10 protein-coding genes are annotated in these 14,459 nt (G+C 36.8%); all 10 read right to left on the bottom strand.

Going from position 1 to position 14,459, the window contains the following annotated elements:
- Window positions 1–12 precede the first annotated feature (12 nt).
- Entirely contained in the window at window positions 13–243 is a 231-nt protein-coding gene (locus tag H0486_RS08815; protein ID WP_228352648.1) for a DUF2087 domain-containing protein, read from the bottom strand.
- A 55-nt stretch (window positions 244–298) separates the two neighbouring features.
- Complete coding sequence (locus H0486_RS08810; RefSeq protein WP_228352647.1) at window positions 299–775, bottom strand: helix-turn-helix transcriptional regulator; 477 nt, start codon at window positions 773–775, stop codon at window positions 299–301.
- A 152-nt stretch (window positions 776–927) separates the two neighbouring features.
- Window positions 928–1,428, bottom strand: coding sequence for a GNAT family N-acetyltransferase (locus H0486_RS08805; protein WP_330594464.1), 501 nt, complete (start codon window positions 1,426–1,428; stop codon window positions 928–930).
- Window positions 1,429–1,792: 364 nt separating this feature from the next.
- Window positions 1,793–2,029: a hypothetical protein gene (locus H0486_RS08800; protein WP_228352646.1), complete on the bottom strand. Its 237-nt coding sequence runs from the start codon at window positions 2,027–2,029 to the stop codon at window positions 1,793–1,795.
- Between the two features lie 144 nt (window positions 2,030–2,173).
- Complete coding sequence (locus H0486_RS08795) at window positions 2,174–3,079, bottom strand: AraC family transcriptional regulator (protein ID WP_228352645.1); 906 nt, start codon at window positions 3,077–3,079, stop codon at window positions 2,174–2,176.
- A gap of 81 nt (window positions 3,080–3,160) precedes the next feature.
- A complete protein-coding gene (locus tag H0486_RS08790; RefSeq protein ID WP_228354397.1) occupies window positions 3,161–7,297 on the bottom strand; it encodes a DEAD/DEAH box helicase in 4,137 nt (1,378 codons plus the stop codon).
- Between the two features lie 320 nt (window positions 7,298–7,617).
- A complete protein-coding gene (locus H0486_RS08785) occupies window positions 7,618–9,018 on the bottom strand; it encodes an Ig-like domain-containing protein (protein WP_228352644.1) in 1,401 nt (466 codons plus the stop codon).
- 212 nt (window positions 9,019–9,230) lie between these two features.
- Window positions 9,231–11,057 (bottom strand): O-antigen ligase family protein, encoded by a 1,827-nt coding sequence (locus tag H0486_RS08780; protein WP_228352643.1) that lies wholly within the window; start codon window positions 11,055–11,057, stop codon window positions 9,231–9,233.
- Between the two features lie 382 nt (window positions 11,058–11,439).
- Window positions 11,440–12,882 (bottom strand): Ig-like domain-containing protein, encoded by a 1,443-nt coding sequence (locus H0486_RS08775; RefSeq protein WP_228352642.1) that lies wholly within the window; start codon window positions 12,880–12,882, stop codon window positions 11,440–11,442.
- 301 nt (window positions 12,883–13,183) lie between these two features.
- On the bottom strand, window positions 13,184–14,434 hold the full coding sequence (locus H0486_RS08770; RefSeq protein ID WP_228352641.1) for a glycoside hydrolase family 10 protein: 1,251 nt from the start codon (window positions 14,432–14,434) through the stop codon (window positions 13,184–13,186).
- Window positions 14,435–14,459: the final 25 nt, after the last annotated feature.

The following is a 14,459-nucleotide window of genomic DNA, read 5'->3' as shown; positions in this document are numbered from 1 at the left end:
ACCCTCTTAAACTTATTTCTTTACTTTGTATACACTACAATCAATTGATCGCTCCAGAAATCCATATTCAATTAAGTATCTTCGTAACGTAGGAAAATCACTATAAATGCTTTCTAATATTTGATTAACCTCATTTTCATTATACTCTTTGTTATGTTGAAATTTCTTCATTATTTCTCTAAGCAGAATAATCTTTTTCTTCTCTTTAGCCGGAAATTGCTTCAAGGAACCATTTTTATTCATATACGTTTTATTGTTTTCTCTCTTTCCTCGTCTGTAATAATATATCTGTCATCAATCATTGTGCCGATTGATGAATTTCTTCGATAAATCCAGAATCAGCCTGTCTGATAGAACGTTTCGTTTTATTTTCTAATGATTGCATAAGTGCAAGGAAGAATTTTGCCTGTTTTTCTTTCTCCCTTAGCTTGAACCGATGGTTTCTTACAGTAGATTGTGCAATTCCAAGGATCTGAGCAATCATTTTATCATCCTTACCTTCCGACATCAGCTTTAAGATTTGCTGCTGTACATCGGATATTCCACTTAACGAGGCTTCCTTATTTAGTATATAATCAACAGTAAATCCGTGTTCTGATATATGATGTTCCTTTACTGCACCAAATGCATCAAATAGCTTATCTTCTATTGGAAATATCAGCCCTTTTTTGTATTCTTTACCGCATAAGGTACACATATAGGTATCTTTGCATTCCTTATATCCTTGAGCAATTTCTTCGACTGTGTAATTCCATATTAAATAATTATATTCCATATTATAACTCCTATTTATATATTTGTTATGAATTATACATCATTTTACTTAATATGTCTACATATAAATAAACACAATTGAACTTTGTTTGCATTTGTCCAATTGTGTTGCTATATTAACTCCTTATTTAAATCAATCCGTATTAAATCAATCTATATACCAACGACTTTACTTCTACGTTCCATGATAATAACATCATGCCACTTTCCATTATTCATTTTACCTACACGTTCTCTATATCCTATTTCTCGAAAGCCGCATTTCTTATGTAACATCTGACTGGATATATTTTCTCGAATGATCCCGGATTGTAATGTCCAAAATCCCTCCTTCTCAGATTGCTCTATCAAATAATTAAGAAGTGAGGTACCAACACCTATTCCCTTATGTTTTTCATTAATATAAATACTAAGTTCAGCTACTCCTGCATAAACGCAACGACTTGATACGGGTGATAAGGCAACCCATCCCAATATTTCTTCTCCATCACGTGCGACAAACCGGCAGGTAGTAATATGCTCCTTGTTCCATTCTTCCCAAGTCGGTACACTGCTTTGAAAAGTAGCTATCTCTGTCTTTATTCCTGCCAAATAAATTTCTGAAACCTGTGGCCAATCTGTTTCTTTCATTTTATCAATAATATAGTTCATCATAGTTTCCTTTCCTAATATATGATTAGATTACAATCATATATCTATCACATTTTCAAATCCATCATTTAAGCTCAAACATACATCCTAAACTAACTGCATACTCTTTCTCTTTTTAAAACATCTATACTTATTAATTCCCACTCCTCCACTAACAATATTCTACAAAGGTTTATAAACATATCCTATAATAACATCAAGTAATATTACTATTGACATATTTATATTATGTTAACTATTTCTTATTTTTCCTGTTAGCATCTTATATTGGCTAATACATTACACTATTTTACTACGCAAAAATGAGCTGTACAATATTGGTTTTATACCATTAATGTAACAGCTCATCTATGAACTATAATACATATTATTCTTTTACCTCAAGTCTCTTTAAGAATTCATCAAATTCCGTCTCTTCTTCACTGTAAATCACCTCAAGGTCGGATAAGTTCATAGCAAAGAATAGTCCGAGAAGTGTCTTGGCATCAAAATTAAAGGCCTCGCTTTTTGTCTGAATTCTTACTTCTGTCTTACACTTTGTAGCCTCTTTATTAAAATCATAAAGGTCATTGGCTGATTCGAATCGAATTCTTTTTGATTTCATATACTTCACCCTCCTAAATAATATATTAAAATTATACTCTGTTTTCGACAATGAAGCAATTAGTTATTTCATAATCTGCCGTTCAAATCCTACTTATTTTAATAAATTGCAATATGGTGACCGTATATGAATTTATAAGAATATTTATTCCGCCACTTTGAGCCATAATTCCATACATGTTGTATCTGGGGAATGGCTAGCATATCGCTCTGCACAAAAAGGCTCAGTCTGTAATTTATGATTTGGTAACCAGATATTATAAATATACTGCTGCGCTTTGTAAAGTGCATCCATAACCAGATACTCAAAGCTTTCTGCTTCAAAGGAGCATACAATATAATTACCAGGTGGCAATTCCCAGTTGATACAGTCCTCTGAAACTGCTTCTCTTACTCCTTTTCCTCCCGCAAAATAACTAAAATATCCTTCTTTTGAGCTGGGATATGCCACACCAAGCTCCTCACTATCTGCAGAAAGTCCCAATTCCATTACTTTCTTATCATGGAAGCTATCCCATAGGTTGCCCAAAGGGTCAACACCTGACTCTGTTCCAAGCCCGTCCACATATTGGGCCGGCATATCTATATGCAGACCGACATAATTAATCGGCTCGGTGATTTGGAGTCTGTTGATTTCCAGCACTATACCATTCGTGATTAATGGTACTCCTTCATCTATTAATACATAATGAAGTAAAAGCTCAGGCTTTGTCATTCGATTCAGTGTTATTGGGTTCTTCCGATATTCATCAGGAGTCATTCCAAAGGCTTGCTTAAAGGATCTGGAAAAATGCTCATGTGAGGTAAATCCCAAATCTAAAGCAATGTCAATGATTCGCTTATCCTTATTCAGTAATTCTTCAGTTGCTTTCGCCAAACGACGAAGCTTCACATATTCTGCTACCGGCTTTTTCACTAGACGACGAAATAGACGTTGATAATAAAACGGTGACAAAGAAGCCATCTTTGCGAGATCATCAATATTAACCTCCTCCGATATATGATTTTCAATATATTCTATGGTTTGCTGTATTTGTTCCCATGCGTGCATCTGTTAGCACCTCCTTCTCCAAAAGAATATCATTATAAGGTGCGTTATGCTTGACTGTGAATGCTCTTTTTCCATTCCAAATTATTTATATAATACATAATCCTGCATTTCACGGATAAAGCCAGCACTCGCAAGCACATTCATAGCAATCTCAGGATATTCTTTCACGATCATTCTTTTTTGCGAAGCAAATATTCTCTTTCGTGCAAAATCCTGTGCAAATATCGGAAGTGCTTCATGAAGTGCCTCCTCATCAAATACGCGAAGTACTTTTCCCTGTCGTTCAAATACCGCTACCGGAATTCCTGCTCGCAATGCAACTACGTTGCCAGGAATGTTAAAGAAGCTACGATCCTGCATATGAGGAAGTGCTTTCCCCCATTGCTGTGCAGGATCCACTGCTGGTAACCATATAATATCTTCATTAGGTTGTTCTAATGCAAGTATGGTAGAGTCAAACTCTTCTGCTCTAATATACTGAACACCTGATAATCCTTTGATAAAATAGCCACGTCTCACTCGTCCGGTATATTCCCATACACGCAATAATTCCAGTGCTTTACTCCAGTTAATACCCTGAGCAGTCTCACGGGAAAGAATAATCACCCGGTCAAAGATTCGATTCAGCTTCTGTTCCATTGTCAGTTCTATTCTCGGACGGGATAGCTCAAAACGTCCGTTAGCTAGCACTTTCGATCTGGCCGATATCCGTTGTCTTACCGTAGTCTTTTGCAGCTTCTCCCTAGAAAGTAACTGCCTTATCGGAAGAAAGCTATCTGCAAAAATCAGGCCTTTTTCAACCATTTCAATCAATGTATCATAAGGTGATTCCCCTTCTATCAAGCTGGATAATCTTTGAACAAAGCTAGCTCCTCGTTTTAATAATGCATCATATATGATTTTTTCATTTTCTTCTAATCCCAGCATTATATCAGATAAATCTGATTCCCAGTCAATTTCATCATATAAATGAAAACTGAGTCCTTTATCTGAATGGATTTGCCAATAGTAATTACCTTCGGACAACAATGTATCCAATAATTCCGGTCGATATCCATTTACCCGTGCTGGCAAAAGAATTGCTTCCCATTGCTGAACGGGATAGATCTGATCACATAAATTCTTAATTCCATACTCCAGCTGTTCCTTCTGAGGCGCTGTGATACGCATACGATTGGCAATAAGTGCTGCATAGCGTTCGGAAGGTACTGTTTTAATCTGTGTACGACGGATTTTAACAGTCTCGTTACGTGCTCTGTCATAAAGCTCCGCATGATAGTAAAGACCATTGTTTTCCACTGCAAGTCCCTGTTCACATAGTTGAGCTAGTACATTTCTAGCCAGATCCTCGGACCAAAAATATCGTTCTGCAAGTAGTTCTACGGAATATGCTCCTCGATACCGTAATAATCTTCTTACTATGCGTAGCCTGGCTTCAGGCACCTCCTCCTGAAGAGCTTTTTGATATTCATCCTGTTGTTCAGCAGCAATCCATAAGCCGGGCTCAATATAACATACCTGTTCCCTCTCTGCCAGTGTTTCCAGCCAATCGATGGGAACATCAATTTCACCGGCTATAAGATCACCTTCAATCATTAACAGGGAGTGCAACTGCTTTTCATCCTCTGGTAAACGGGCCCGTTCCGATACCTTTGCCAGCTGTTCCGGTGCTGGTTCGATGTAATTAATCTGATTCAGTGCTTCTTCCGTTGCATGATGAATTCCTGATGTGGTTGGGGTATACTCATACATCATATATGCTTCTGTCTGATGTCTAAGAGGAAATGCCATAGGGGAAGGTGTATCCAGATATATTTCCCGAACCTGAATATTACCGGACCGTATTTCATGAAGAAGGAAAACAACACCTTCCAAGTCCCAATAATCCTCAAGACATTCTCGTTTTGTCTCCCGTATTAACGGGTGTTCACGATATTTTAATACAGAATCAAGCATTTGCGTACTACGAAGGCGCTGTACCCACAACGGTTGTCGCCCTGCTTTCTTAACCCCCATCATAAGAGCTCTACCTGCATTGTAGCGGAAGGTCATATTAAATAACGAAGTGGCAGGAAGTACTGCTTCTAATACGGATTTTGCCGTATCTGGATTAATTGAGAATAATATACCCTCCGGCATTTCACAATCTCCGTAGGGAAATAAGAGAAATCCATCGTCATCAACAAAATAGCTGAAGCTTGTTTTCGTACGTCGTCTTACGATTTCATGGGATAAGATTGCCAGAGGCTCATTCACCTGTCTTCCGAATATGGAATGCACCATAACTTGATTGCTTCCAGTTTCATCATGAAAATGTTCTATTACAATGGTCTTGTCATCCGGTAACACCCCGGTTGCCTCCAGCTGTCTTCTCAGAAAATCTGCAGCATTCGTAGTTGCACTATAATCCAACCCCATACTGGTAAGTTCCTTATCGATGGTATTCGTTTCAATGGCAACTGACAGCTTACGTATCAATCTGCCGAATTCCATCCCTGTCTGAATGGTTCGTCCCTTGATTTCACCCTTCCAAAACGGTGGTCTTGCTCCCTGGATCGATGATTGCGATACCAATACTGTGTCTTTTTGTATCTGCTGAATCTGCCAGGAAAAGGAGCCCAGCAGGAACTTGTCTCCTACCCGTGCTTCAAAGACAAATTCCTCATCCACTTCACCAACCTTAACACCGTTCTCAGTTCTTACCGCAAAGAGCCCTTTATCCGGAATGGTTCCTCCGGCTGATACTGCAAGCATACGACTATAGGGATCTCCCTCAACACGTTCATGTATTCGGTCATATAAGATTCTTGGACGTACTGGGATATCCCGTTCATGTTCATAATCTCCTGCCAACATACATAGAACATCCTTTACATCCTCTCTCGTTACCTCATAGAAGGGGTAAGCTCGTGGCAGTATTTCCATTACCTCGTCTATATCATATCCTTCTCCCGTAGCCATAGAAACAAGGTGTTGGGCAAGTACATCAAGACATAACCTTGGAGGACGTGAATATTCTACCCCTCCCTTTCGAACTACTTCTGCTGTCAGGCCACTATATAGGCATTCTGAAGCAACACGGGGAAATATATGCATTACACTGGTTCGCCCCGGGTTATGTCCTGCACGACCTAATCGTTGCATGGTACTGGAAATAGATCGGGGACAACCAATTTGGAATACCTGGTCTATTTCTCCAACATCAATTCCTAATTCCATACTAGAGGTTGCGCATAACAGGCGAAGCTCCCCTCTTCGTAACGCTTCCTCTACTTCAAGCCGATGCTCTTTTGATAAGCTGCCATGATGCGTCCTGGCAAAATTCTCGCCTCCTAACTGATTGACATAATAAGCTAGCTTTTCTGCATATGCGCGTCCCTCAACAAAAGCTATTACACTTCGTGTTCCTGTACAGTGCGAGTAAACGGTATAAGCCAGCTCCTTCCATACGGAATCCTTATGCATAATCTTGCTTTCCGGTAATGGGCTTGTTATAGCTAGTTCAACCTCTTTATGCATCTTCGGAGCAACAATTGTCACCGGATCCGGTGAAAGATACTCTGCCGCTTTACTTAATGGTTCAATGGTAGCAGATAAACCAATTCGCTGTAATGGCTGAGAGCATAGCTTATCAAGTCGAGCTATGGATAACATCAGATGGGCTCCACGTTTTGAATCAATCATTGCATGAAGCTCATCAATGATGATAGCCTTTGCTGAACGTAGTATTTTCTGTCCAGACATACTGGTAAGCATTAAATATAGAGATTCTGGAGTAGTAATCAGTATATGGGGTGGATTTTTAATCATTTTTTTTCGTTCATTTTGCGGCGTATCACCAGTACGAATTCCGATATTGATATCAAACGGAGTACTTTTTAAATTCGGATTGTAATTCCGTTCTTCCTCTAAAATTCCGTTCAATGGTTTCCGAAGATTTTCCCGAATATCACCTGCAAGTGATTTTAAAGGAGACACATAGATTAGATGCAGTTCCTTGGATAATGTTCCTGCTCTTGCTTCTGCCTTAAGCCGATCGATAAACACCAGAAATGCAGATAAGGTCTTACCGGTTCCGGTTGGTGCTGATACCAGGGTATGAGAACCTGCAGCAATTGCAGGCCATGCCTCTTCCTGAACTGCAGTTGGCTTTCCAAGAGCGCGGACAAACCAGCTTCTGGTAATTATATCAAATATATCTAATGAATTTGAATTCATAGGCATGATTATTCTCCTTTATATTTATTACTTTTCTAGTTTTGCTTTGCTGCCAAGTAATAAGCCCCTGTAAAATAGTCTCAGCTGCTAATCTACTTTTACATAATTCTCTTGTTATATTTTATCATAGTGTGAAAAATTTGTCATTCCTGTAATCATAGCATAAATAAGCGGGATGTTCTTCCGGTTCTCATAATATGTTTGTTATTCCTGTTATTAATGATAAAGGAGAGTGCTTAATGTACACTCTCCCTTATTGCTTATATAATGATTGTTAGATTTAAGTTTTTATCATCTTACTGATATTAGCTTATTATCACTTATTTAACGATTACGTTCATTATTAAACGGAAGCTTCCGCATGTTACGATAATTTGTGCAGTACCAGTTCCCTTTGGTTCAATTCTACCTTTTTCATCAATAGTGACAACCTCTTTATTATTTGAGTCAAACACAAACGGTGTTGTATTCTTTTCAGGAGCTATAATCAAATAATCCCATATATAATCTGATTTATCCGTCGCAAGATAATAAATTTTCTGCAATCTTTCTGCATCATCAAATTTATCAAGCTTAAATGATAGTTCTGTAATCGGATACATATTTACATATACCAATACTTTACCAACTTCTGTTTTCTTTCCATCATATTCTTCATATATGGTTATTGTAGCACGACCGATAGCGGTTCCTTTTATCATAAATCTCAGAATACCATTCAAATCAGGCATGTAGTCACATTTAATAATACTGTCATTATCGGTAGTACAGGTGTAAACAGCATCTTTGTTTAAATATTGAATTGGTATAACTTCTGTTAAAACATTGGGTAAATTAACACCAATTTCAGCATGATCAAATTTCGGATCAATTGCAGCATTTTTTACATGTACCGTGACTTTACCAAGCTTTCGGGTTGTCTTTTTATAGGTCTCAACAATATTAATTGTTGTTTCACCCACCTTAACACCTTTAATATTACCATTCTTATCTACTTCAGCAATGGATTTATTCGAAGTGGTTAACTTATACGAAGCTTTCGGGTTATAATACTTGATAACCTGATCCACATTGATATTGCCACGTACTGCAACATTCACATCTTTCTTATTAATTTTAGAGTTCACAACATTTACAGTATAGGTACCAAGGTTTGTTGTTTTATTTTTATATGATTCTGTAACTGTTATTTTTGTATTTCCAACTTTTAATCCGGTAACCTTACCATTCTTATCAACCGTAGCAATGGAGGTATCAGCAGACTTATATGTATACTTTGCTTTGTTGTTCTTATAATCAATTGCTGTATCCTCTTTACAATTAATTCCTACCGTAATCTCTTTTTTAGCAAGCTTTGGACCAACAACTTCTACGGATACCTTACCAAGCTCCTTTGTCACACCAATATAATACTCATATACCGTAATAGTAGTCTTTCCTTTACTAACTCCTGTAACGGCACCCTTTTCATCAACTGTGGCAATTTTATCGTTGGCTGTGGAATACGTATAAGTAGCATTTTTATTCTTCTTTTCAATTTCTATTTTCGCTGTTTTACTTTGAATACCCACTTTTGCATTAATCGTTTTAAGATATGCATCCGTTGTGACAGCTGCCTTAGCGATAGCAGCATTGCCCACTACTAAATCAGCAAAAACAATCGACAGAACAGTTACCATGATCATTAAGAAGGAAGCAATTTTCTTCATTACATTAGTCATATAATCTCCTCATTTCTCATTTTTTAGGATGATGTGATGGCTTATCAGCACATAATCTCACACTCGCATACTCGTAACATCATTATATGGATAAAGACGATACCAATATACGATGAATTAATATCCATATTATAAACTTGCGAATAATATGTGTCAATATGTACCATTCTCAATAGAAATTAATGTGCGATATAAACATTTTCCAGTATGATTTACTTATTAACTCGTAATTTATGATTAATATCCATGCCAAGCCCCAGAAATATGATAAATAGAGGGGTTGTTTGTATTGAGGAATCATTGAAAATACCATTAATCATAAAGCTTAGCGTACTCATTAGACATCCTATTCCTATTCTTTCTGTCAATGTATTGAGCTTGCATTTTCTATAAATTCTAATCGATTGCACTAAATAAAGCATATAAAAAGTGATAACAGCAATTAATGACAGGATCCCGGTATGTATCCCAGTCATCAGATACATATTATGAGGTTTTTCAATTAATGTGTACGGTGTTTTACAATTATTTGCCTTCCCAACATAATCTGATTGAGGGAAGACGATGGGATAGGTATCCGGTCCTTTTCCTAATAGTATGGTTTCCTTCAATAACGGAATGGATCGACTCCAGATATAACCACGTCCGGAACCGATATGCTCTGTATTACGAAAGCCGAAGCGATTAACCCTGGTTAGCTTATCCGCTTTTCCAAAGTCGTTTATATATACATACCCGTCTAAATCACTGTACATGAATCTCCATGTAATACCATCAATCACACAATAAAGTATATTGGAATGTAACGTTTCCTCCTTTTCTATGTAGAACTGTAGTTTTTCAAAAGGTGTATATTGTATTGTCCTGTTAGCAGAATCGTAATGTTCGGAAATGTTCTTACCTTCCTTATCCCAAAATGTCAAAAACGGGGCTTCCGAATCATCTTCATTTTCATATGATACTATGATTTCCTCCCCTTGATATCGTATTAGAATCTGATCTTTCTCCGTTATAATCTCCTCTAATGAATTCTGATTTTGAGTATTGGTAAAGGAACGAAATGTTCCGGTAATTTTATGAATATATCGAAACTCATATATTGCATCAATACCAACAAAAAGTATTGCTACACTAGCACTCACGATACAGATTGATTTCCAATAGCTCTTCCATTGTCTGTGATAAAATATTAATAAGACACTCACTGAGGTCAACATGGCGACCAGGCCAGCTCTTGAATAGGTCTTAAACAGCAGGATCATTAATGACATAACAATCAATAGAATGATATATTGCTTTCTATGCAAAGGATTGTTCTTAATCGTATTTTTACTATCATTATTTATTGGCATCACAATCGAAAGTAAAAAAGGAATAAGCATTGCAAGATATACCGATGCATAATTGGAATTAAACAACGTCAGGGAAACGGCATTCGAGGTTAAGTTAAAGCTTATCTCTCCCAGCTTTCCCCAATATTGTCTCGGTATAATAAGCTTTTGAATTATCGGAAATGATACGGGATCTTTACCAAACATCTGCATAAATCCAATGATGCATAAAAGAACAGAGGAAGTAATAATTGCCTTAAGAATAATCCTGTAATCCTGCTCCGATTTATTAATACAGTAGGTATAAAATAGCATGGCTGCATACCCGATTATAACAAACACATTCTCAAAATGAGATATTCCGCCGAGAATTGAGAGCTTACGATCAACGGAAAATATGGTGGACAGGATTGCCAATAGAATATAGATTCCGATCAGAACAAATGGTTTATATTCTTTGCCATCTTTTTTATGTAACAATATATAGATTGCAGATACGATTGTACATAATATACTAATCAGAATAAATACATAGCTTTTGTAATAGCTAAAAAAATCTGTGATAGCGTCATTATCGGAGAACCAGGTGTATTGTGAGAGCCCTGATTGATATATAATCAATCGAGTAACAAATGGTAATACAGCAAGTATGATAATAATTGGAATTAATAAATCATTAAATTCCTTCTTTTGCTTTTTCTGTCTCATCCGGTCTCCTCCTGCATATTACATGGAATTCAAAATACCATTCTCATATTTCATCTTCTATGATAATCATTATTCCTGGAAAAAAGGGGATGCATCATAATATATCAGCGTGGATAATTACTTACCATAATGCACTGTCAGAAGAACATATTGCTGCATTTTATATGAATCTGGCGAATATTTATGTTCGTATGCAAAGCTTTAGATTCGTATGAGATATATAAAATCAGTAATATGTCCTTCTGACTGAGTGTGAGGTAAGTCATTGCCCCCGAGAATGTATTATGAAACCTCCCCTTCATGTTAATATCATTACACACATTCACACCAATTCACATACTGAATTTATCTATATTAATTGACATGACACGTGAAATACATCTTACCAATCTGCTTCATCAAGAGTATCACTATAAGTCGTGATCTCTGCTACAAATGATACACTATAGCTTCCACAGGTGATAGTAATAGTTGCCTTACCTTCTTTTACCGGAGTTACTACACCAGTCTCATCTACCTTTACAATAGTCTCATCACTGGTTTCATAGGTCACCGGCGTCGTAGCATTATAAGGGCTCAGATTAATATAGTATCTTAAGGAATCTGATTTATAATCTTCACCAAGATAGTATTTTCTGGTATATTTACCATCCACCTCTAGAAAATCATATGTGTATAACTCAAGGCCGGTTACCGGGAAATCTTTAACCGTTACAGTAACAGTTCCAACCTTTCTCTTAGTACCATTATAATTCTCATATATAGTAAGCTTCGTGGAGCCAAGTGCTTTACCAATGAGATTAGTGTATTTTGAACCCCAATCAGACTCTACTTCTTCTACCTTTACAATACTTTCATCTTCAGATTCACAGCTATAATAAGCTTCCCATATATAGTTTTTAATATACACAATATCGGTTAATGACGTAGAACTATTCACACCCAACTCAATATTGCTATATTCGGCTTCAATAGAGGAACCTACTACCTTCACTTTAACAGTTCCTAATTTACGAGTTTTCTTATTATAGGTCTCTGAAATGGTGACATCAGCGGTACCTTCCTTTAGTCCAAATATATTACCATATTCATCAACTGATACAATGGACTTATCTGAGGACTTACAGGTATAGGTTGCCTTAGAATTTATACAGTCTACCAGTAAATCACAGTATGTAGTACCCGCTACAGGAATTTCAGTCTGCTTAGTAGCCAGTCTTGAGTTGATTACTTTTATAGTACAGGAGCCTAACTTTCTTGTCTTTCCCTTATATGTTTCAGTTACACTAACCGTTGTTTTTCCTAACTTTTTACCTTCAAGGGTACCATATTCATTAATGGCTACGATTTTAGAGTCTGCAGATTTTAAGGAATACTTTGCTTCATAATTAATGTAAGCAATGGGCACATAACCATATCCATTTAATCCAATTTCAACTTCCTTAGGGTCTATCTTAGCATTAACAACATTTACTGAAAGTGTACCAATTTCTTTTTTTTCACCGCCAAGTGTTTCGGTTACCTTGATTTTTGTTTTACCCTTCGCAATACCCCTTACCATACCATACTCATTAACAGTAGCTATCTTTTTATCAGCAGATGAGAAGGTATATTTTGCGTTTTCATTGTAATTTTCAATACTGATATACTCCGGTGAACTTTGAATGCCAATGGTTGCTGAAGTTTTAATCAACTTTGATTTTGCTTCAGCTGCTTTAACCTCTGCTACTGTTAAGCTTTTAACACTCGGAATAAAGGATACGATTGCCGGAGCAATCAACGTTGTAATTAACAATACTGCAATTCTTTTCATTGTTTTACTCATATGAGCCTCCTTGCTTAAGCATTAAATGCATAATTATGTTAATATTTTCATTATATACATAGTTTCTCCAAGTGTCAATAAAACAAGTACATGAATCGTTTCAATTGATACCGTTCAGGCTTGCCATATACTCACCAGAATAAACAAACTACAAATGCTTTCAAAGTGGCATACCATTACACGTAAGTACAAGTAGCAATCGTGTTGTCCAAGTAATCCGACAGGGTAATACTTCAAAAGAATAGGAGGCAGGTGATTATTTCACCTGTCTCCTATTCTTTTTAACCACATATTCTAATGACTATTCAATGATATTTAGCATCTTTGTAACGGCTTTCTTCGTAGCCTTTTTATAAAAGAAATCATAACGGAAATGCATATATCCATCGGCTCCCGCTTTTCTTCCATATTCAATCATATCCTTTAGGATATCCGGATCATCCTTCCAATCCGGTTCAAGCGTGGACCCGGCACGGTATGTTGCAATACCCACATACATTTTTACATCTTTATTGGTTCTAAGCTTAAGCCAGCGGTTCAGGGTTTTATCAAATGGATATGTCTTGTGGCTGAAGCTCCAATAAAGCTGAGGACAGATATAATCTATGTATCCGGGTTCAGATAGCCAGGTCTTAATATCACTATAATAACGATCATCCATTAGAAGATTATCGATAAATCCTCCTGGACTAATACCAAATTCGATATCTTTGTTATACTCTTTTATGGCCTCATAAATATTTCGAATCAGCGCATTTACATTATCTCGCCGCCAATCTGCAATTGATAATGGCTTAATGCCATTTTCCTTACACCAGGTAGAATATTCCTTATATTCCTTATAATCAAAGTTTTTCTTATAATCCTTTCCCAGAGCTGGATAAAAGTAATCATCAAAATGAATACCATCCACATCATAATTCTCAATGATTTCCATAATGCCATCCAGAATTATTGTATGAACCCAGACATCGGATGGATTATAATAAAGCATGCCATCATATGTCAGAACACAGCGATCATCCTCTTTATTATCATTTGTTCGATATATTCTAGCTAGATTATCCTTTGATAACGTCTTTACATCCGTTGTATTATTGGTAATACGATAGGGATTAATCCATGCATGGAACTCCAGTCCTCTGTCGTGCGCGGCTTTTACCATATATTCCAGGGGGTCAAATCCAGGATCCTTACCCTGAGTTCCTGAAATATATTTTGACCAGGGAAAATATTGTGAAGGATACATCGCATCCGCAAAAGGGCGAACATGTACTACTACCGCATTCATATTCATGGAAACCACATTATCAAACATTTCATCAATCATTGCATGAAATCGTTCCTCGGTAAATCCCAGCTTGCCTGTTTTGGGATCCTTTAATCGATCCTGAAACTCCAGATATGAAATCCATACTGCCTGCAATTCGTCATTCGTTGAAGTGTTTGCTCTCGCAATACTTATCATAGGTATGGTGCTCTGAAAGATGAATAGAATTAACATCACACTTAATGCTCTCTGAAGTAGCTTCATCCAATTCTTGTTGCTCATATACTCACTCCGTTCCACCGTTTTT

The sequence above is a fragment of the Variimorphobacter saccharofermentans genome (genome assembly GCF_014174405.1).
Lineage (GTDB): Bacteria > Bacillota > Clostridia > Lachnospirales > Lachnospiraceae > Mobilitalea > Mobilitalea saccharofermentans.
Note: the sequence above shows the minus strand (reverse complement) of the source record. Positions and strands in the feature narration are given on the sequence as shown.